Here is a 20,924-nt window from a genome sequence, read left to right as displayed (position 1 = left end):
CTCGGTGCACGCAAACAGGCGGTAATTTCACGTGTTTTTTCCCGAAGTTGCGCGGCAAGCCTTTGCCCCGCGTTACTAATCGTTTTTGTTGTGTTTTTGTTTTTAGCCACACCTCGCTACGAGCGCTGAGGCATTTTTTAAACCCTACCCCAAATCTGCAGCTTGGTCTTCACACACTGCGCCAGCCGTGATCCGTCTCACGCTTTGTCACTTAGCTATCTTGGACGAAACCAGCGTTATCGAGCTGGACGCTTTCTCGCTTTGCCAGTAAGGTTGCCGCCATGACTGAATACGCTGCGGTGGCGCTGACCACCTTTTTCGCAACGGTTGGCCCGATTGACGTGGCGACCATGTTTGCGGCCTTTACCGTTGCACTCTCGCGCAAGGAACGGCGGCGTATTGCCTATAAATCCTCCGCAATCGCCCTGATCATTCTGATTGTTTTTGCCCTGGTCGGCCGGTTTATTCTAGACAGTCTGGGGATCTCGCTGGCGGCCCTGCGCGCTGCCGGCGGCATTCTGCTGTTGTTAATTGGTATCGATATGGTCTTTGCCCGCCCCTCTGGCGCAACCACCACCACTGTGGATGAAGACAACGAGGCAATTGAAAAGCACGATATCGCCGTATTCCCCCTCGCTACGCCATTGATTGCCGGGCCCGGTGCGATCGGCGCCACCCTGCTGCTGATGGCAGAAGCTCAGGGCAACTTGATGCATCAAGCGATTGTGATCGGATCACTGGCGGTTATCGTGCTACTGACCCTGATCTCGATGCTGATGGCCGGCGAAATCAACCGCTTTCTCGGCGTCACCGGCATTCAGGTTATTACGCGGGTCTTTGGCATTTTGCTAACCGCGCTGGCGGTGCAATTCCTGTTTGACGGTATCGGTCAGGCACAGCTGTTTTCTCTGGGCGGCGGATGAACAACTCACGCTGGGACTACCCCCAACCCTTTGTACTCGATTTCACGGTTGCCTCTGAGCATATCGACGTGCTGCAACACCTCAACAACACCGTCTACGTTGAATGGTGTCAACGAGCGGGCTGGGAGCATTCCAAAGCACTGGGGCTCGGGATTGAACACTACCGCGAACTCAATGCAGCCATGGCTATCCGCCATGCAGACTACGACTACATCAGCGCAGCCTATCTCGGCGACGAACTGGAACTGGGCACCTGGCTGACACACTGTGACAATCGCCTGCAGCTGGAGCGCAGCTTTCAGCTACGCCACAAAACCACCGGTAACACCCTGCTGCGCGGGCGCTGGCAACTGGTCTGCATCAGCCTGTCAAACGGCAAGGCAAAGCGGATGCCAGCGGTGTTCAGGGATATTTACGGTGGCGCAGTGATCACGGCTAGCGAGGAAAGGGACCTCGGCTGAAAGGCTGGGTTAACAATGACCACAGGCTCTGCCGGGAAGTTTCGCGGAATGCATCAAGCCCTGCTTCAACCTGCTCGTCTCCGAGCCGCGCACGAGCACAATAACTGCCGAAGCAGCGATCCCACCACGACACGGTAAAACCGAAATTGCGATGGTGCTCATCCGGCTCCGGTGAGTGATGTATCCGATGCATTTCAGGCGTCACCATTAGACGGCGCAAATACGGTTCCCAGCGACGCGGCAAGACGACATTGCCATGATTAAATAGCGAGGCTGCATTGAGGGCGATTTCAAAGACCACCACTGCCAGTGGGCTGGCACCGATCACCCACACCGCAGCCATCTTGATCAGCATCGACAACAAAATCTCCAGCGGGTGAAAGCGCACTCCCGTGGTCACATCAATCGCCGTATCACTGTGGTGCATGGCATGCAGGCGCCACAGCCACGGCCAGCGGTGAAACAGGCGATGTTGCCAGTAGATCAGCAGATCCAATATCACCAGCGCCGCGCCAAACTCCAGCCATCCCGGCAGCTCCACACGATTGAAAAAGCCCGTATTCTGGGCTTGCGCCTGCCACGCGACTCCCACAGCGAGTACCGGCAGGGTAAGACGCAGTAAGGCGGTATCGATCAGCATCAGCGTTAAATTAACCCAGCGACGGGAAGTGCTTCGCCCACTGCGGTGGGGGCGCAACCATTCCCAAGCGAACATCAGTGCCAGCACGCCACCAAAGGTGAGTAGTCGCCAGCTATCCGCGCTCATCTGCCGCTCCATGAAACAAAGTCATCACCTCCAGAAATGTTTGGTATATAAGCGGATCTGCTCCTAAATTGCTCGCTTCCGGGTCAAAAAGCTTGCCAAAGTGCGCTTTCTGGTTAAAATTTGCGCAGCCTAACAGAGCCAGAATGATAATAAGCGGCCCGAACACAGGATTGCGCATTGCCGTGAGCTGCTTCACAATAGCGGCCCAAATAGGTAAAAGTACCAATAGAAATCTGCCGCGCACACCCAGATGCCCGTTTTTCAGGGCGTCAAAGTGCCAAACGATAGAGTCCAAGAAATGCGAGACAGATACACCGTCACGATTACCGATTACCGAGGTGCCCGTCACTTCAACTTAAGCCAGCTGATGCGCCGTATGCTGGGCGCAGTTGGTACCGTGGTCACATTAGGGTTTGTGGTTGGCGCCTTTGCCATCTACATGCTCTCCAGCAAGGTTGCTGCGCTCAACTCGGATCTGAAAACCCTTGAAGACTACCAGTCACATATCAAGGAACAGAACATGCAGTTGCTGCGCAAGCAGAAAAGCCTGCTCCATGCGGTTGAAGAAAAAGCCGACGCCCTGACCCGCATGAGCGATGAACTGGGTGATCTGGAGATCCTGATCGGCCTCAAACCTCAGGCGTCTAACACGATTTCTGACCGCCTCGACACCGCCACCCTCACTGCCCAGCAGAAACGCCTGATGCTGGAATCCATCCCCAGCGGCCTGCCCCTGAAGAACACCCGTCTTACCAGCGGCTACGGCATGCGGGTTCATCCGGTGCTCAATCGCAAGGCCATGCATGGCGGTCTGGATATGAGCGCCCGGGTCGGGACACCGGTATACGCCACCGCTAACGGTGTGGTTGAGTGGGCCGCGCCCCACAAAAGCAGTGGCCTTGGCAATATGATCAAGCTCAACCACAACTATGGGTTCAGCTCCACCTTCGGCCACCTCGACAAGATACTGGTGAACGTGGGTGACTATGTGCAGCGCGGCGACCTGATTGGTCACACTGGCAATACCGGGATGAGCAGCGCTCCTCACCTGCACTACGAAATTCGTTATCTTCATCGCAGGCTGGATCCCAAACCATTTACGGATTGGTCATTCGAGAACTATGATGTGCTGTTCGAACGTGAGGAGAATATAAAATGGGATTCCTTGGCCGAGTCGGTAAGGAAGGCGGTGATCAGCCCGGAACGACTGTTGTTGCAGGCGGAACCAAAGTTGTCGGCGATCTCCAACTAAACGACGACTTTCATCTTGACGGCTGCATGCAGGGCACACTGCGCTCCAGCCTGAATGTTTCCATTGGCTGCCATGGCGAATTTGACGGCGAGATTGAAGCCAAGAAAGTCATGATCAGCGGTCGGGTCAACGGCACCATCGATGCCGAACGCCTTGAGATTGTCAGCACCGGTCGCGTCACTGGCGAGATCAATGTCACCGAGCTGGTAATTGAGCCCGGTGGCCAGTTCAGTGGTGTGAGCCAGATCAAACAGGCCAGCCAGTCTGAACCCCGCCAGCTAACCTACACTGACCAAGCCGAAGAAACCGGCACGGAGCAGGAAAGCGCGCTGAATGGCAACGACGACGAGCACAGCGAGCGTATCACTCCCAGCGTTAGCGTCTGACCAAGCGCTAGTGTCTTATTGACCCCACGGGGGCTCTCACCTGAATGGATGATTTGCCCCCTCCCCACTCCCCCTAGAATGTTATCGACTACCCGCTTTCAGGATACCAATAACATTTGATCAGGCTTGGTCCTGACCACGGGGCAAACATCGATGACATACTCCCACCTGACGCGCGTCGCTCTGCCGCTGGCGCTGCTGCTGAGTGCCGCTTCGCTGAGCAGTGCACAGGACTCGAACGCACCAGCGAATAACGCGACTCAATCCCAGACTGCCAGCAAACGCACTTTCACCGGCACACTGGAGGAAGTTGTAGTAACGGCCCGAAAACGCGCCGAGAGTATTCAGGAAACCCCAGTCGCGGTCACCGCCATGAGCGGCGACGACTTGCGTGCCCAAGGCATCGTCAATACCACCGAGCTGGCGAAATCCGTACCCAGTTTGCAGATCAACGACAGCACTAGCACTCAGATATTCATTCGCGGGATTGGTCAGCGTGCCGGCCTGATTCGCCAGGACCCTTCAGTGAGCGTCTATCTGGATGGCATCTTTATTCCCCGCGCGGACGGCCAGCTGCTCGATACCATTGATATCGACAGTGTTCAGGTACTGCGAGGGCCTCAGGGTACCTTGTTCGGCAAAAACAATACCGGCGGCGCCCTGGTCTTTACCCTGACCAAACCGTCTGACTACCAGCGCGGCTACGTTGAAGCCGCACTGGGCAATTACAACAGCCAGCGTTTGCGGGCTGCCTACGACTTTCCGGTCAATGACGAGTTTTTCACGCGCGTCGCGATCAATAGTTACCGCCGGGACGGCTTTCTGGAAGATTTATCGACCTCCAACAATCAGTCCGTCGACCGTCTGTCAGCGATATTTCAGACCCGCTGGCTGGCCAGCGACTCGCTGACGATGGATACCTTTACTTTCCTGGGAAAAATCGACGAACGCTACCCGTCCTACCACTGCAAACTGGTCAATGAAGAGGCGCTGTTTGTCGACGGGCTGGGCATTCTCTGGGCAGGCGATACCGACCCATCCAATCCTCGCGCCTACAAAGACAATTGCCGGGCCAATGATCGGGACGCCCTGCCCGACCTGACCACCAATATGGGGCCGAGCCAGCGTCACACCAAAAAGCTCGACACGCTGATGTTTGGCACCACCTTTGACTGGGCGATCAGTGACACTCATGAGCTGAAAGCCATCCTCGGTTGGCGCGACGCGGTCAAAACCGGGCCACAGACCAACAGCGACGACGGTGGCCCAGAAATTTACCAGAAGGCTTTGATACTCGGCGAAGGCGACCAAGAATCGCTCACTATCGAATTCCAGCTCAATGGCAGTGTGTTCGACAGCCGCGTCGACTATACCGCCGGGCTGTTTTGGCAGGATGAGTTCAAATCTGAAAGATTTACCACCGGCGGCCCGCTGATTGGTGCGGAAGCGATTAACCTGGCGCAATTGGCCGCGGGGCGCTCCCCCGGCGCAGTTCCCGCCATTCTCGCGACACCAACGCCGCTGGTAGCAGCCCTGCTGCCGCTGGAGACCGTGCAGGACTTCGCCATTGACGGCACCACCAGCGCAATCTTCAGCCAGGCAACGTGGCATGTCACCGAAAATCTGGAAGTGACTATTGGCGGGCGCTACACGGAAGAAAAACGCTCATCAAAACTGGTGACACGCTCCGCCGACAACGCCGCCGTCAGTGCCATTCTCGGCGCCAACCCCCGCTTCACCACGATTGACCCGACCCTTGCAATCCACTCTTTTGCGGGCAGCTGGCTGGAAGATCCCATTAGACTGGCCAACGATATTGTGATGTCAGCAGTTGGCGGCAATGGCGATATTGCCGCGCCGCTGGGCGCACCGGTAACAGATCGCAAGGATGCCACCTTCCGACAATTCACCCCCATGGCATCGACCTCCTGGTTTGTACCTCAAGAATGGCTGGACGATACCGGTCTGGATTCCCTGCTGCTCTACGCCACCTGGAGCAATGGCTTCAAATCGGGTTTTCTGGAGCCAAGCGGTCAGGACGGTTTGGTCGTGGTAGAGCCGGAACAACTTGAAAACCGCGAAATCGGCTTCAAGATCGACGCCTTCGAGCGCTCGGTGCGCTTCAATGTCGCCCTGTATTCCATGATCTTTAAAGACATGCAGCTGATCACCGTGCAGACCGACTCCGCCAACACGCTGGTGGTGACCTCGCAGAACGCGGGTAAATCCATGATCGAAGGGGGCGAGATGGAGCTCATGTGGCTGCCTTCCGCACAAACCATGGTGACGCTCAGCTACAGCAACAATAACTACAAGTTTAAGGAATTCCTCGATCAGGACCTTAAAGCGCTGGCTGTCAGCGGTCAGAATGTCATCGTCGATCGCAGCGATGAACAGTTCCCTGTTTCACCGGAGCAAACCGCCGCGCTCGGCATTCAGCATACTTTTTTGACTGCGATGGGCCTGTTTACGCCACGCGTCGATTTCAGCTACAAAAGCGAAATCTATCTGGGCTTTGACAACGGCTCCTGGGACGTACGCCATACCAACCCGGAAGGTGTTTACTCGGAAGCCTACGCGCTGATGGATGCACGCCTGACCTGGTCCAACAACGATGACGACTTGAGCATCGCCGCCTATGTTAAAAACCTGACCGACGAACGCTACGAAATTGGCGCAGTCGCTACCGGCGACTCTATCGGCACCTTTTCTCAGGCGCTGGGTGACCCGCGCTTTTACGGTGTTGAAGTCAGAAAAACCTTCTGACGCCGACACAAAGCTCCAGTCATGCCGGGACCGTTATGCGCGCGTCCCGGCGCCTAAAAAGTGTGATAAACCTCTAAAATTCAATCAGTTCCCGGCCATTTCCCAGTCAAATTCACAAAGAATCCCGCTGTTATTTGCACCATCCTGAGGCACCATGCTCCGCAACTAGTCAACATCATGTGTGGAGGATGCTCATGAAGAAAATGATCTGTTTTGCCGCCGCCGGTCTGATCGCTGCGGGTGCCAGTGCCCAGCAAAGCCAGCCCGAACTCTACGGCAGTGCATCATACGGCCTGGTAGAAACCGAAGTGGGTAGTGTCGACTTCGATACCCCAACCCTGAACCTCGCTTTTGGCGGTAAGTTCAACCCGAACTTTGCACTGGAAGGTCGTCTGGGTTTTGGTGTCGATGACGATACCGAAAACGGTGTGGAAGTTGAAATTGACAACTTTATGGCCATTTACGCCAAACCCATGCTGCCAGTCTCTGATGTAATTACTCTGTACGGCCTGCTGGGTCTTGCAGAAACCGAAATCGATACCAACTTCGGCAACGAAGACGACGATGACATTAGCTACGGCCTTGGCATTAGTGCTCGTTTGAATAACGGTATCGACCTGTTCGGCGAGTATGTATCGCTGTATGACGACGATGACGTTGAAATCAGCGGCATCAACCTCGGCGCCAGCATGCGCTTCTAATCGACGGCTATAGTCTGGGTCGGCCATCAGGCCACCCAGACTTTCTCATACAGCGCAATAATCTCTTCTTTTTCTGGAATACGCGGATTGTTAGCTGGTGAACCCGATGCCAATGCCTGCTCCGCCATTAAGGGCATCAGTTCCTTCCAACGATTCTCGTCAATCCCAAATTCCCCCGGCGACGGCACCTTTAACTCTGCACAGAGCTGACGCAAGCCAGCAACCAGCTTTTCAATCGCCACCTGATCGCTATCGGAGGTTTCCGCATAGGCCATCGCCCGCGCGCAGTCCGCATAGCGGGCAGGCGCACCGGACACCGACCAGGCGGTAACTTCCGGCAACAACATGGCATTACTCAAGCCATGGGGTACATGAAAGTGAGCGCCGATGGGGCGACTCATGCCATGGATTAAGGTGACAGAGGCATTGGAAAAAGCGATCCCACCCTGAGTCGCCGCCAGCATCATCGCTTCGCGCGCGACTTTATTGCCGGGTTCTGCACAGGCCAGCGGCAGGTTCTCGACAATGGTGCGCATGCAGCTCAGGGCAATCGGGTCGGTAAAGGGATTGGCTTTGCGACTGACATAGGCTTCAAGTGCGTGACAGAGACTGTCGAGCCCCGCATCGGCGGTCAGCCGGTAAGGCATGGTCATCGACAATTCATAGTCGACGAGCGCGGCGACCGGCATCAGCCCCAAGCCCATGCACAGCATTTTTTCCTGTGTTTCAGAGTCTGTGGCAACCGCCGCGCGCGTAGCTTCAGACCCCGTGCCGGCCGTAGAAGGTATCGCGATAACCGGCAGGCCATCGTCGAGGGTGGCCGGCACTTTATAATCGCGCAATTTGCCCGTGCGGGCGGCCATCACCGCGATAAATTTGGCCGTATCAATGGCGCTGCCGCCGCCCAAGGCAATAATGGCATCGTGATCACCTTCATTCAGTGCAGCTAACCCGGCGTCGATGGATTCGGTAGTCGGGTCCGGTACCACCCCCGAAAATTCACGCAGCGTCATGCCCTGCTCTGCCAACGACGACGCCAGCGCCTCGGCATGCCCTTGCTGCTTCAGAAACTCATCGATCACCAGGAAGGGCCGACTCAGGCCAAGGCTTTTCAGCACATCGCCCACCTCTTTGCGCGCGCCTGCACTCACTCGCAGAATTCGCGGTAACAGCAGCGTTGAATCCATTGTCTTCTCCAGAACATCCGCCGGCTTAACTTGTAACCGGTCATTATAAGCAGGCCCTGCGATAGACCACTTCGATCCGAATAACGCAGCGGCTTTTTGCTAGCATGGAGCATGCTACCACTGAGAACGAGGAACTGCTTGATGGAACCCGGTGTTCACAGTATCAACTCACTTTTCAGGCAACTCGGACTGCCTGACGGTGATAAAGAAATCGAAAGATTCATTCTTTCCCACCAACCCATCCCCAACGGCGTCTGCCTGCAGGATGCCAATTTCTGGTCGTCCTCTCAGGCCGATTTTCTGCGTGAGGCCATCAGCGAGGATGCAGACTGGGCCGAAGTTGTGGACGAGCTCGATGCCCGCCTGCACAACTCGCCGCTGAAAGCTCAGCCCGGCAAACCCTGGCTCAGCGAGAACTGCCGAGCCTACCTGCCGGAGATGCTGGGTTACTGACAAAGCGGGCGGCAAAGCGCAGAATCCACAGCCGCCCCTAAACAGCCCGGCTGCTTTACCGGTATACTCCCGAGCTTGACTAGGGAGGTGTGGTCTTGCGTCTGGTTATCGCTTTTCTGATTCTTGCAGTGTTGCTGGTGTTGCCACTGCTGGCACCGCGTTTTGAAAATCATCAGCCTCTGGTGGAATACCGTCAGGAACGGGGCGTGTCGTTAGTTGCTTCCGACAGCGGCACCACGCGTTACCAGACCTGGGGCGACTGGAAAAAGGCCCGCAAGCCAGTCGTGGTGCTGATCCACAGCTTTAACGGCTATCTCGAAACCTGGGAACCGAATGTGGACGCATTGGTTCGCGAAGGCTACCGGGTCGTCGCTTATGATCTGTTTGGTCGCGGTTTATCCGACCGGCCCTTGAAGCCCCATACCCTCGACTTGTTCCGCGAGCAGCTAGTCGCTCTGCGCAGCACTTTAAATATCGATGGCCCCATGCATCTGGTCGGCGCTTCCTTCGGCTGTGTGATTGCCACTGACTACGCCCTGCATCATCCGGAACAGGTAAAAAGCCTGTCACTGACCGGGCCCGCCGGCTTCCCGGATGAAAAAAATGCCGCTCAAGAACTCGCAAAAAAACCTTTTCTCGGCGAATATATTTTTTATTACGCAGGCAAACCGCTGCTGCTCTCCAAACTCAACAGCTACCTGCTGAATCTGGAAGATAATCCTTGGGCCAAGGCTTACTGGAAAGTTTACGACAGCTACCCGGGCGTCAAACGCGCGGCACTTTCAACCCTGCGCTACTCTCCCGTACTCGACTACACCGAGGGCTGGCGCCGCTTAGGCAAAACGGAAATTCCGGTGCAGTTTATCTGGGGACGACAGGACAGCAGCTTCCCCTATTATCATCGCCGCGTCGTGGAGAAATTGATTCCACAGGCCGAAGTTGTGGCTATCGACAGCGCCGAGCACTGGGTAAACGTGGATCAGCCGCGTGAAACCCACCAGGCCATCACGGACTTTCTACGCGGAATCCGGTGAATGGCACACAGCGACTGCCAGCAAGAACAAGACATTCTCAGCTCGTGGCAAGTCAATGCAGCGCCATGGGAAGAAGCCATCCGAGAGCGCCGTATCGCCAGTCGCGAGCGCATTACCAACGCCGCCATCGTCCACACCATCACTGAACTCAAGCCAGCGACGCTACTCGATATCGGTTGCGGTGAAGGCTGGCTGTGCCGCGCACTGACCGGACGGGGCATCGAGTGCGCCGGGATTGATGCCACCGCCGAATTGATTGATATGGCCCAACGACAGGGCGGCACCTATCGCGCGCTGGACTATAGCGCTCTGACAGCGGATCAATTAGTCGACATCGGGCTGCAGCCTGTGGACTGCGCCGTGTGTAATTTCTCGCTGATCGGCAAGGAATCCACTGAATCCGTGTTTGCCAATGCCCGCCACTTTCTCAAGCTCCATGGCTATCTGGTGGTTCAAACCCTGCACCCAGTCGCCGCCTGCGGCGAGCTGCCCTATGTTGACGGCTGGCGCGAGGGCTCCTGGCACGGTTTTCCAGACAGTTTCCGCCAGCCTGCCCCCTGGTATTTTCGCACTTTGCCAACGTGGCAAACCTTATTTACGGACAATGGTTTTCAACTGGAGCAAATGCAGGAACCCAGCGCTCCGGATGCTGATTCGCCCGCTTCCTTGATTCTGGTGGGCAGGTTAATCCAAGGGTAATTTATCGTCGCCACGCCCTGTGCAAGAATCCTTGGAGATAACAACATCCACTGAGGAATTATCATGGCCATGCGCTTGAACCATATGGAGCTGACCTTCCCCGAAGGCACGCTGACCGCCGAATTCAAACAGCAAATCACCGATTTCTACCGCGATCTGTTCGGCTGGAATACGCTGGATCTGGAGATCATGGATCAGAACGCCCTGCTGCTGATGCTGGACAGTGATGTCAGTCAGTTTATTTTGCTCGCCGAAAGCCCCAAGCCCATGCAGTCGCCCGGTTACGATCACCTCGGTCTGCTGTTTGATACCCGCGAGGAAGTTGACGCACTCTTGGAAAAAGCCAAGGCCATGCAGGCGGTGAATAGCGAGATTCAGATTAAGGAATACGACGACATGGTAGAAGGCGGTACCATTGTGCACTCCTTTTACGTCAGACACCTGCTGCCAATCTGGTTCGATGTTCAGCACATCGGCTATGAAGATGGCGCCGAGCCCGCCCGGAAGTGGCACTATGGCTGAGGCACCGACAGGGTCCGACAAGCCGTCTGGACGCCAAATGCTAGAAGACCTGCACAATCCCTTTTTACCGCTGGATGAGCGCACTCCGGCTACACCCCTGTGGGAAGCCAAGCGCGAACTGGCCCAAGCTGTGCGCGATTATACCGAAGCACTGATGACCTCCGCCGCCACCCCCAAACAGATGGCGGATATGAGCCAATGGCTGAGAGAAGCTACCGCCCAGCTGGAGCAGTCGCCTCGGATTTACGGTCGCAATGGCTACACCGAAGCGGGCGAAGGCACCTTTGGCGAAGTCTTTCAGGAAGTCGGCCCCCTCTGTGGTCACAGCAACCCAATCGCGCCACCACTGGAAATGTGGGCCGAGGGTGATACGGCCTATGCTCGCGTCAACATGGGCTGGCGCTACGAAGGACCTCCCGGGTGCGTGCACGGAGGCTTTGTCGCCGCCTTGTTTGATGAGTTTCTCGGCATGGCCCAGTTTATGGGCGGCCATCCGGGTATGACCGGTACCCTGAGCATCAAGTACCGCCGTCCAACCCCGCTGAACGTACCACTGGAATTGTCAGCGTGGATTGAGCGCTCCGAGGGCCGCAAGACCTTCGTCAAAGGGAAACTTGAGGCCAACGGTGTCGTAACCGCCGAATGCGAAGGCATCTTTATTCGCCCGACTCAACCCGTCACCGAACTGCGCGACGCCGTCATGAAGGAACAGCCCGAAGGTTAACCTTCGGGCTGATACCAGATCGCTGACGACACCGCCCGCTCCTGAATGCTGACAGGTTCCGGTGCGCTTACACCAAGTGCTTTGGCATCGTAGGTCGACCAGCGCGGTGTTGGAATCTCAATCACGCGCGTGTAGTAAAACGCTTCCTGCTCAGGATTAAAGGTTGGGTCTTCCCACACCGCCGCCAGTTGCGTGGCGCCGATCGTATTGCGATAGCTGGCGTCAGCCACGTCTACGGTATTGCCCACAGGCGCTATCGAGCCATCGCTGGCGCGGCGCGCTTCATCCGACAAGGCAACATCAAAAATATGCTCGTGTGAGCGCCCACTTTCATCCACCCAGCCTTTAATGATCTGCAAACGATCGAGGTTACCGCTTTGCGGATCTTTGGCCGCCCAGACCGCAAATCGCGGCGTTTTACCTGCCGGCAGTTTCAGATCCCCGCCCATTGGCACACCGGTTTTTTCTGCCAAGGCAATGCGGTCGCTGCGCTGCGGCAGATCCTGCTCATAGTCCCAGCCGCCAAAGAATCTCAGGGTGATACGCGGCCCGGAGGTCGCGTAGGTCTCCTTGCGCACCATTGCGTCAAAAATGGATTCGCGGGTATTTTCCTCTGCCCACACGGCCGCCAGCCCGGCGGCACTCCAGTACGGACCAATCAGTTCTTCCGGCAGAAGGTAGGCTTTACCTAAACGCTGAGCGGCGCTGCCATCCATAATCGGCAGTTTGCCGTGGTAACTGTCCTCTTCGACAGAGGAGCTGGCGTTGTGGCTGTCGCTACTGCCAATCACCCCAAAACGATAGGGGTTGAAACCCTCCGCGTGGGAGAACTCCATCCCCCGACGCAAGGCATCGCGGATATAGCTTCCTTTAGGCTCCGAGAACGTCGGCTCTTCGCGCAACACGCGGGTATAGAGTTCGAAACCGGCAAACGGATCATCGGGCGACAATTGGGGATGCGTTTCTGATGAACCTTTAACCTGAAAAATTTCGCTGACCGGCTCGTTGCGCATTCGCCGTTCGGCGTAGTCAGCATTCAACGCGCTGCCGTCAAAAGCCACCTCGTCGTACATCAGCCCGTTACTGACGTTGCCGTTATGAGGAATGGCCATCACCGCCATCCCCTTCGCTCGCTGACTTTCGAGGGCTGTCCACAGATCACGGGGGTCTTCCGAATCCACAGAACTGAACGGCAGCTCTGGCACTTGCCGTCCGCGATAAATCACGTTGCGGTGCAAATTGAAACCGTCCGGCATCGAGCTCCACTCGTAGCCGATAAAGGTGGTAAAAACGCCCGGCTGGTAGTGACGCTCTGCCGCATCAATAATCTGCTGCCAGGCGGCGCGAGAAATCACCTCGGTGCCTTCTCCTGCGATATCTTGCAGGCTGAACCCCATGTTGGTGCGGATAAAGGCCAGTGTGTTGCGAACGCGGCTATCGTTCAGCAAGCGGGTGCGCAGGCCGCGCGCCGACAGAGGCAAATCAGGATCGCGGTGACGCACCACGCCTAGGTATTCCCCGTGATCGGTTACCGCAGCAAAATCCAGCGGTCGGCTGATTCGAATACCGTACCCCGCACCGTGTTCAATCTCGCCTCCTTTGGTAAACCGGTAGGCGTCGTCCGGAAGACTGCGCACGCCCATCATAAAGGCATCGGTCGACAGGCTGGTGTGGATGTGCAGATCGCCCCAGAAGACGTTGCGCTCGGGGTTGGCGGGCACCAAAGGCTTGTCGGGCACGGGATGGGCCGTTGCCGCATCAAACGCGGGATGAAGGCTCGGATCATCCATTCGACCGCAGGCGGCTAAACCAAAAGCCATACACAGAGCAGGAACAAGCAATCGACTAGACATGGAATCCGCAGCCACCAATTAAAACGATTGATTTATTCTCTTCACACACCCGAACGAATGCAAGCCCCAACAGGCAAGCCCCCATTAAATTTTCTACACTGTTGGCATGACTCTACGCTGCGCCCTGCTCCCCTACACGATCGCCGCTTTGGTGCTCACCACCATTCACCTGTGTTTTCTGTTATCGCTCAATGAAGGCCATGTTCACAGCTGCGTCCCTTATTGGTCAGACTGCGTGAGTATCAGCAAATCCGGCCGCTACGGCAGCGCTTACTTTGTCTTCAAGGGAGGCATGATTCCAGCCTGCGTGCTGCTGGCGCAGTTCTGGTGGCTGACACAAGGATGGCTCACCGCACATAACAGCCCCAAGCGCTGGCTCGGCGTGGTTGGCCTTATCGCCTCGCTGGCCCTGCTGCTCTACACCCTGTCACTGGGGCACAGCGGTGATCATTTCCGCACGCTGCGGCGTTTCGGTGTCGTACTGTTTCTCGGGCTCAGCTTTATCAATTTCGCAGCGCTGGCGCAGGCATTAAAAACGATAACCACGCGGCCACAGCTGGCTCAGGCCGGTCGCACTCTGGCTCGAGCCTGTGCCGTTATTCTAGGCATCGCGCTGTTCTCACTACTGCTCGACGCCCTAATGGGGGACGACTACGACCGACTCGAAAATGCCTTTGAGTGGTGGCTGATTGTGCTACTGATCGGCCTGCTGATTTACACCGGCCGTCTCTGGCAGCAACAGTCCTTCACGCTGACCATCGGGCGCTGAGTCACACGGGCTGAGTAGCTGACGGAAAAAGTCACAGGTGGTTTCATTCAGGCTCCGATAAGACATACCCAAGGCCTCGCGGCTGCGGGTATTATCCACAGCGCAGCGATACCCCACATTACGACTGATGAATTTGCGCGTTTGCCCCACCGCCGGCGCCAGCAGCCAGACCAACCATTTCGGCAGTTCGCGTTTTGGCAATTTCACTCGGTCGCCAAACTCCCCCTCAAGCGACTGACTGATTTCCAAAATGGTGGTATTGCTGCCACTTATCACGTAACGGCCATGCATATCTGGCAGCGTTGCGGCTCGCAGATGCGCCTCAGCAAGATCGCGCACATCTACCACTACCGCACCAATACCCGGCGCCCCAAACCTCAACTCGCCGCGCGCCAGCTGCCCCATAATAGCGAACGACTCCGACGTTGCATTGGGGTTCAGACCCGGCCCCATCACCAAGGCTGGATTTAACACGACGAGTCGCCAGCGCGATTGGGGCTCGGCCATTTCCCAAGCTGCCTGTTCGGCAAGGGTCTTGGAATAGTGATAAGGATTGTGTTCGAGTGACGAGGATGTATTCCAGTGCGATTCATTTAGCCCCGCCTCAGGCGCATTGGCACATTCAATATTGTCGCTGAAAATGGCCGCACAGCTGCTGGTCAGCACGACACGCGTCACCGACGGCGTCCGCTCGACGGCATTCAGCACATTGCGTGTGCCCTGCAAGGCAGGATCAATCAGATCGCGCTGGGGGTTGGAAACTTTCGTGGTAAAAGGAGAGGCCGTGTGAACCACGATGCTGCAACCCTGCATCGGTTCATCAAAGGCGGTTGCATCAAACAGATCTGCCTTGTAGAACGTGAGTGAGCCCGCGCTCGAGTCTGCCAAGGCTCGCAAGTGTCCGACCTTTTGCCGGTCATCTGGATTTCTGACCGTAGCACGAACATGATGCCCCGCCTCCAGAAAAGCCTTCACTACCCAACTGGCGACATAGCCGTTGGCCCCGGTTACCAAAACGTGTTCTGCCATCCTCTGCACCCGTGCTGACGTTTGAATGAATGGTCATGCTAAGAGGGTGCAGCGGGTACAAACTTGTCCGGAGGAACCGAAGGGATTCAACTGGCGCCAGCGCCTGAAACGACGCTGGACCGTGATGGCGGGAGAGGACTACTGTTCGCTTGCGCTGGCAACGTGACGGAACACCTCACTGCTGCCGTCGGCTTTTAACAACAGGACATCGTAGGGGGTAAAGCGATCACCCACTTCCATGCCTGGGCTGCCAACGGGCATGCCCGGCACGGCCAGCCCAATGGCGCCTTCGGGCGGCGCCTCAAGAAACTGTTCAATATCACGAGCCGGGATATGCCCCTCAAACACAAAACCACTGGGCGAAACGGCGGTATGGCAGGACTGATACTCACGAGCAATGCCCTGCTCGGCTTTCAGTGCGCCGAGATCATCCGGGTGATGCACGGCCGTGGAGAAGCCCGCATGCTGGATATGCTCAACCCACTCTCCACAACAGCCGCAGGTCGGGCTTTTGTATATCTGAAAATCCGCACCGGCATCGCCAGTGGCCAGGCCATCCTGATCCACACCATCGCTGGCGGTGGGCGGCGAAGCCTCCTGACAGCCCACGACGAAAAACACCAGCAGCAGAGTAAAAGCCGAACGTAACAGCGTCATGGTCATCTCCTTCAATTCTGTGGCAGCAGCATCTATGCTTTGTAATGACGAGTCAAGCGACGGGGTACGAATAAACTGGTGGTATACCGCAATTACGCGTATAATCTCCGCCCTTTTGCCCGCCCCCGCCCAGGGCTCAGCCGCTGGCTCCATGAGCCCGTCAGCCCGAATCACCAGGAAATGTGAATGACCCAATCTGCCCCCGCTACTTTCGCGGACCTCGGCCTGCCCGCCAACCTTCTTGAAGCTTTGTCTCAGGTTGGCTACGAGCAGCCCTCTCCCATTCAGGCGCAAGCCATCCCCAGTCTGCTGCAAGGCAAGGATCTGCTGGGTACGGCCCAGACCGGCACCGGCAAGACCGCAGCCTTCGCGCTGCCGGTACTCGCCAATATTAACGTGTCGGTGCGCAAACCGCAGGCACTGATTCTGGCGCCAACGCGTGAACTGGCCATACAGGTTGCAGAGGCCTGCAAGACCTACGCCTCCAAACTGCCGGGCTTTCGGGTTCTGCCTGTTTACGGCGGTCAGGGAATGGGCATGCAGCTCAAGGCCCTGCGTGAAGGTGTTCACGTCATCGTCGGCACCCCGGGCCGGGTTATGGACCATCTGCGCCGCGGCACCCTGTCGCTGGACGCCCTGCAAACTGTCGTGCTAGATGAAGCCGACGAAATGCTGCGCATGGGCTTTATCGACGACGTAACCTGGATTCTCGATCAGACGCCAGAGCAACGTCAGGTAGCGCTATTTTCCGCGACCATGCCACCGCCGATTCGCAAAATCACCAAGCAATACCTGAACGAGCCGGTGACTGTCGCCATCGAACCGGAAGAGCGTACTGTCGCCCGCATTGAACAGTGGGCCTGGCAGGTATCCGGCACTAATAAACTCGACGCCCTGACCCGCATACTCGAGGTCGAGGACTTCGACGGTGTGATCATGTTTGTGCGCACCAAAAACCAGACCGTCGAACTGGCAGAAAAACTGGAAGCACGGGGCTATCGCACCGGCGCCATCAATGGCGATATGACGCAGCAGTTGCGCGAGCGAACCATTGAACATCTGAAAACCGAGCGCATCGATATTGTGGTCGCCACCGACGTCGCGGCGCGCGGTATCGACGTGGCGCGGATCACGCACGTGATCAACTTTGATATTCCCTATGATGCCGAAGCCTACACTCACCGCATCGGCCGCACCGGGCGTGCCGGGCGCAGCGGCAAGGCGATTCTGTTTGTGGCACCGCGCGAAAAGCGCATGCTGAAAACCATCGAGCGCGTTACCGGCCAGAGCGTAAACTGGCTGGAACTGCCCACCCGCGAAGCAGTGAATCTGAAGCGCATTGATGAGTTCAAAAACATCATCAGCAGCACCCTAGAAAGTGAAGACCTGACCTTTTTCTGCGATCTGCTCGACAGCTATCTCGAAGAATCCGGCGCGGATCCCGCGCGAGTTGCCGCGGCACTGGCCTTTATGGCCCAGCGCGATCGCTCCATCATTCCGCCACCGGCACGCAAGGAGCGGGAGTTCGAGGGCAAGTCCAAGCCGGTATTGCATGAACCGACGCTGGCTCCCGAAGACGTGGCCATGGAAACCTTCCGTATGGCGGTTGGCAAACAGCACAATGTCACCAAGGGCGATATCGTCGGCGCGATTGCGAATGAAGCAGGCATTGAGAACCGTTACATCGGCAAGATCCGTATTTTTCAGGACTACAGCATTATCGAGCTGCCAGACGGCATGCCCAACGATCTGCTGGCGCACCTGCGCAAGGTGCGCGTGCGTCAGCAGCCGATGATGCTGGAGCGTGCGGGTGACGAAAAACCCAAGCGCGGCCCAAAGAAGCCCGGCCCCAAAAAGCCGGGCGGGAAAAGCGCCGCAGGCAAGAAAGCCGGCGCGAAAAAAACCGGCAAATCGAATGACGCCGGTCCGAAAAAACCCAGCGGTGGACCGCGCAAGCGACCCAAACCGTAAAGATAAAGACTGGAATGTGGCCCTTCCATTGAAGGGCCTGCAGTATCAGTTTTTCTGCAGCTGGTGCAGTACGTAGTGCAAGATGCCGCCGTGGCGGAAGTAGTCCATCTCACTCACGGTATCGATTCGACAGCGCGCCAGTGCCTCGTGGCGGTTACCATCATTGCGGCTGACCACAATCTTGACCTTCATACCTGGCTCAAGCACATTTTCCAATGGTTGAATATCGACGGTCTCGTCACCGTGCAACTGCAGCATTTCACTGTCATTCTCAAGCTGCAGCGGGAGTACACCCATACCCACCAGATTGGAGCGATGAATCCGCTCGAAGCTTTCTGCAATCACCGCTTTAACACCCAGCAAGTTCGTACCCTTCGCGGCCCAGTCGCGGCTTGAGCCGGTGCCGTATTGCTCACCGGCAAAAATGACCAGCGACGTGTCGCTCTCCTGATACTTCATGGCAGCGTCGAAAATACTCATTTCTTCGCCGTCTGGCATAAAACGCGTATAGCCGCCCTCGCGATCCACCATTTTGTTGCGCAGACGAACGTTGGCAAAGGTGCCGCGCATCATTACCTCGTGATTGCCGCGCCGCGATCCGTAAGAGTTAAAATCTTTTGGCTCGACCCCGCGCTCACGCAAGTAACGACCCGCCGGACTTTCGAGGGCTATCGCGCCCGCCGGCGAAATATGGTCCGTGGTCACGCTGTTCCCAAGAATCGCGAGGATGCGCGCGCTTTTAACGACGGGGAACTCGCTGAGAGGTTCGCCAAGATCATCGAAAAAAGTCGGGCAGTGGATATAGGTGGAGTCGTCCTGCCAACCGTAGGTTTTACCGGAGCCGGCATCCAGCCCCTTCCATACCTCTGTACCTTCAAACACGCCTTCGTAAGCGGCCTGGAACATCTCACCGTCAATGGATTTACGCACTGACTGAATCTCGTCATTGCTCGGCCAGATGTCCACCAGATAGACCGGCTTGCCATCACTGTCTTCGCCCAACGGTTCAGACTGCAAATCGATCACCGTGGTACCGGCCAATGCGAAAGCCACCACCAGCGGCGGAGAAGCCAGCCAGGCAGCGCGCACATTGTTGTGGATTCGCCCCTCAAAGTTGCGGTTGCCCGACAATACCGCACTCACCACCGCGCTCTTGTCCGCAATCGCTTTATCGATCGCCTCGGGCAAGGGGCCGGAGTTGCCGATACAGGTGGTGCAACCATAACCCACCAGATTAAAGCCGAGCGCATCCAGGTCTTCCTGCAGCCCGCTTTGAGCAAAATAGTCACTCACCACCTTGGAGCCGGGCGCCAGTGAGGTTTTAACCCAGGGCTTAACTTTTAGCCCTCGCTTGTTGGCCGCCTTGGCCATCAGCCCCGCCGCCAACATGACATCCGGGTTGGAAGTATTGGTACAGGAGGTGATCGCAGCGATCACTACTGCCCCTTCAGGCATATCAAAGCCCATCTCCGGCACCGGGATTTGATCCGTTTCGCTGCGATCAAACTCGTGGATGCATTCGGTGATGGCTTTCTTCAATCCACTTAAGGAAACCCGATCCTGAGGTCGCTTGGGGCCAGCCAGACTCGGCTCTACCGTGGCCAGATCCAGCGTCAGATTGGCACTGAAGACCATGTCTACCGCATCATCGCGCCAAAGCCCCTGAGCCTTGGAGTAATCTTCCGCCAGTTGCAGGGTGGCGTCATCGCGACCGGTCAGACGCAGGTATTCGATGACCTTTTCATCGACCGGGAAGAAACCACAGGTGGCCCCAAACTCCGGGGTCATATTGGCAATGGTCGCGCGGTCAGTCACCGCCAGATCAGCAAGCCCCGGCCCGTGGAACTCCACGAATTTGCCAACCACGCCGTGCTTGCGCAGCATTTCCACCACCGTCAGTACCAGATCGGTGGCGGTCACGCCCGCTTTCAAACGCCCACTCAACTCTACGCCAATCACCTCTGGCAGCAACATGGAAACCGGCTGCCCCAAAAGCGCCGCTTCTGCCTCGATGCCACCGACACCCCAACCCAGTACACCCAGGCCATTGATCATCGGTGTGTGACTATCGGTGCCCACCAAAGTATCCGGATAGGCTTCTTTCTCGCCATCGACTGCGCGCTGCCACACCACCTTACCCAAAAACTCCAGATTGACCTGGTGACAGATACCGGTGCCGGGCGGCACGACCTGAAAATTTTTAAAAGCCTGCTGGCCCCACTTCAGGAAACGATAACGCTCGCCATTGCGCTCCATTTCCAGTTTAACGTTGTCCCCAAAGGCGCGAGAAGAAGCGAAGTGGTCAACACTCACCGAGTGGTCGATAACCAGATCCACCGGCACCTGCGGGCTGATCACGGAAACATCCCCCCCGTTTTTGGCAACCGCCTCACGCATGGCGGCCAGATCCACAATCGCCGGCACGCCGGTAAAATCCTGCATCAAAACCCGCGCCGGGGAGAAGTTGATATCGGTCCCTTGGTGGGGCTCGTCTACCCAGTGCAGAAAGGCATCGATATCCTGCTGATTAGCTGAACCACCAAAATGCCGCAGCTGATTTTCAAGCAAGACTTTGAGCGAGTTGGGCAAGCGCTTGACGCGGGGATCCTTGAGTTTATCGAAGGCGTAGTAGCGGTAGGTTTCACCGCCGGATTGCAAATGGGCACTGAAGGGATTCTGGCTCATACGGTCTGCTCCTTTACGGCTGGCCGGCAATTCGCACGCGCGGGCCTTTCTTATCGATAGCAACTGTTATCATAGGCTACCTTAAC

General features: G+C 56.9%; 20 protein-coding genes. 13 read left to right on the top strand and 7 right to left on the bottom strand.

Features of this window, described 5'->3' with window-relative positions; translation table 11 throughout:
- Positions 1-281: 281 nt before the first annotated feature.
- Both FHR99_RS00180 and FHR99_RS00175 read left to right on the top strand, forming a co-directional pair.
- Positions 282-923 (top strand): MarC family protein, encoded by a 642-nt coding sequence (locus tag FHR99_RS00180; protein WP_183408527.1) that lies wholly within the window; start codon positions 282-284, stop codon positions 921-923.
- The gene (locus FHR99_RS00175; RefSeq protein WP_183408526.1) at positions 920-1,384 is read left to right on the top strand and encodes an acyl-CoA thioesterase; all 465 of its coding nucleotides are present in this window, start codon (positions 920-922) and stop codon (positions 1,382-1,384) included. The genes FHR99_RS00180 and FHR99_RS00175 overlap by 4 nt, the downstream gene beginning before the upstream one ends.
- On the opposite strand, the gene FHR99_RS00170 is transcribed toward FHR99_RS00175, so the two are convergent.
- Positions 1,359-2,150: a sterol desaturase family protein gene (locus FHR99_RS00170; protein WP_183408525.1), complete on the bottom strand. Its 792-nt coding sequence runs from the start codon at positions 2,148-2,150 to the stop codon at positions 1,359-1,361. The genes FHR99_RS00175 and FHR99_RS00170 overlap by 26 nt on opposite strands.
- The gene (locus tag FHR99_RS00165) at positions 2,137-2,346 is read right to left on the bottom strand and encodes a hypothetical protein (protein ID WP_183408524.1); all 210 of its coding nucleotides are present in this window, start codon (positions 2,344-2,346) and stop codon (positions 2,137-2,139) included. The genes FHR99_RS00170 and FHR99_RS00165 overlap by 14 nt, the downstream gene beginning before the upstream one ends.
- 102 nt (positions 2,347-2,448) lie before the next feature.
- On the opposite strand from FHR99_RS00165, the gene FHR99_RS00160 reads away from it, so the two are divergent.
- The 4 genes from FHR99_RS00160 to FHR99_RS00145 all read left to right on the top strand — a co-directional run bounded on the left by FHR99_RS00160 (position 2,449) and on the right by FHR99_RS00145 (position 7,255).
- On the top strand, positions 2,449-3,402 hold the full coding sequence (locus FHR99_RS00160) for a M23 family metallopeptidase (RefSeq protein ID WP_183408523.1): 954 nt from the start codon (positions 2,449-2,451) through the stop codon (positions 3,400-3,402).
- Positions 3,306-3,788 (top strand): bactofilin family protein, encoded by a 483-nt coding sequence (locus FHR99_RS00155; RefSeq protein ID WP_183408522.1) that lies wholly within the window; start codon positions 3,306-3,308, stop codon positions 3,786-3,788. Before FHR99_RS00160 ends, FHR99_RS00155 begins: the two co-directional genes overlap by 97 nt.
- Positions 3,789-3,941: 153 nt before the next feature.
- Complete coding sequence (locus tag FHR99_RS00150; protein WP_183408521.1) at positions 3,942-6,554, top strand: TonB-dependent receptor; 2,613 nt, start codon at positions 3,942-3,944, stop codon at positions 6,552-6,554.
- Positions 6,555-6,748: 194 nt separating this feature from the next.
- Positions 6,749-7,255, top strand: coding sequence for a porin family protein (locus tag FHR99_RS00145; protein WP_183408520.1), 507 nt, complete (start codon positions 6,749-6,751; stop codon positions 7,253-7,255).
- Positions 7,256-7,281: 26 nt separating this feature from the next.
- Here FHR99_RS00145 and FHR99_RS00140 read toward each other — a convergent pair whose 3' ends face one another.
- Complete coding sequence (locus FHR99_RS00140; protein ID WP_183408519.1) at positions 7,282-8,442, bottom strand: iron-containing alcohol dehydrogenase; 1,161 nt, start codon at positions 8,440-8,442, stop codon at positions 7,282-7,284.
- Between the two features lie 141 nt (positions 8,443-8,583).
- Between FHR99_RS00140 and FHR99_RS00135 the strand changes: the two genes are divergently transcribed.
- The 5 genes from FHR99_RS00135 (at position 8,584) to FHR99_RS00115 (ending at position 11,874) form a co-directional block, all read left to right on the top strand.
- The gene (locus FHR99_RS00135) at positions 8,584-8,895 is read left to right on the top strand and encodes a DUF2789 domain-containing protein (protein WP_183408518.1); all 312 of its coding nucleotides are present in this window, start codon (positions 8,584-8,586) and stop codon (positions 8,893-8,895) included.
- A gap of 95 nt (positions 8,896-8,990) precedes the next feature.
- Positions 8,991-9,929, top strand: coding sequence for an alpha/beta fold hydrolase (locus FHR99_RS00130; protein WP_183408517.1), 939 nt, complete (start codon positions 8,991-8,993; stop codon positions 9,927-9,929).
- Positions 9,930-10,628 (top strand): class I SAM-dependent methyltransferase, encoded by a 699-nt coding sequence (locus FHR99_RS00125; protein ID WP_183408516.1) that lies wholly within the window; start codon positions 9,930-9,932, stop codon positions 10,626-10,628. It begins immediately after the preceding gene.
- A gap of 63 nt (positions 10,629-10,691) precedes the next feature.
- Positions 10,692-11,150 carry a VOC family protein gene (locus tag FHR99_RS00120; RefSeq protein WP_183408515.1) on the top strand — a complete coding sequence of 153 codons (459 nt, stop codon included), beginning with the start codon at positions 10,692-10,694 and terminating at the stop codon, positions 11,148-11,150.
- Between the two features lie 37 nt (positions 11,151-11,187).
- A complete protein-coding gene (locus FHR99_RS00115; RefSeq protein WP_183408514.1) occupies positions 11,188-11,874 on the top strand; it encodes a PaaI family thioesterase in 687 nt (228 codons plus the stop codon).
- On the opposite strand, the gene FHR99_RS00110 is transcribed toward FHR99_RS00115, so the two are convergent.
- A complete protein-coding gene (locus FHR99_RS00110; protein ID WP_246386421.1) occupies positions 11,871-13,694 on the bottom strand; it encodes a DUF3604 domain-containing protein in 1,824 nt (607 codons plus the stop codon). The genes FHR99_RS00115 and FHR99_RS00110 overlap by 4 nt on opposite strands.
- Positions 13,695-13,833: 139 nt before the next feature.
- On the opposite strand from FHR99_RS00110, the gene FHR99_RS00105 reads away from it, so the two are divergent.
- Positions 13,834-14,496: a hypothetical protein gene (locus tag FHR99_RS00105; RefSeq protein ID WP_183408512.1), complete on the top strand. Its 663-nt coding sequence runs from the start codon at positions 13,834-13,836 to the stop codon at positions 14,494-14,496.
- Here FHR99_RS00105 and FHR99_RS00100 read toward each other — a convergent pair.
- Positions 14,422-15,525 carry an SDR family oxidoreductase gene (locus FHR99_RS00100; protein ID WP_183408511.1) on the bottom strand — a complete coding sequence of 368 codons (1,104 nt, stop codon included), beginning with the start codon at positions 15,523-15,525 and terminating at the stop codon, positions 14,422-14,424. The genes FHR99_RS00105 and FHR99_RS00100 overlap by 75 nt on opposite strands.
- Positions 15,526-15,663: 138 nt before the next feature.
- A complete protein-coding gene (locus FHR99_RS00095) occupies positions 15,664-16,182 on the bottom strand; it encodes a DUF411 domain-containing protein (RefSeq protein ID WP_183408510.1) in 519 nt (172 codons plus the stop codon).
- Positions 16,183-16,368: 186 nt separating this feature from the next.
- Here FHR99_RS00095 and FHR99_RS00090 point away from each other — a divergent pair, with 186 nt between their 5' ends.
- Positions 16,369-18,153, top strand: a complete 1,785-nt coding sequence (locus FHR99_RS00090; protein ID WP_183408509.1) for a DEAD/DEAH box helicase — start codon at positions 16,369-16,371, stop codon at positions 18,151-18,153.
- 45 nt (positions 18,154-18,198) lie between these two features.
- Here FHR99_RS00090 and acnA read toward each other — a convergent pair whose 3' ends face one another.
- Entirely contained in the window at positions 18,199-20,838 is a 2,640-nt protein-coding gene (gene acnA / locus FHR99_RS00085) for an aconitate hydratase AcnA (RefSeq protein ID WP_183408508.1), read from the bottom strand.
- Between the last annotated feature and the right edge of the window lie 86 nt (positions 20,839-20,924).

Origin of the sequence: Litorivivens lipolytica, assembly GCF_014191715.1 — a bacterium.
Classification (GTDB): domain Bacteria; phylum Pseudomonadota; class Gammaproteobacteria; order Pseudomonadales; family Spongiibacteraceae; genus Litorivivens; species Litorivivens lipolytica.
Note: the sequence above shows the minus strand (reverse complement) of the source record. Positions and strands in the feature narration are given on the sequence as shown.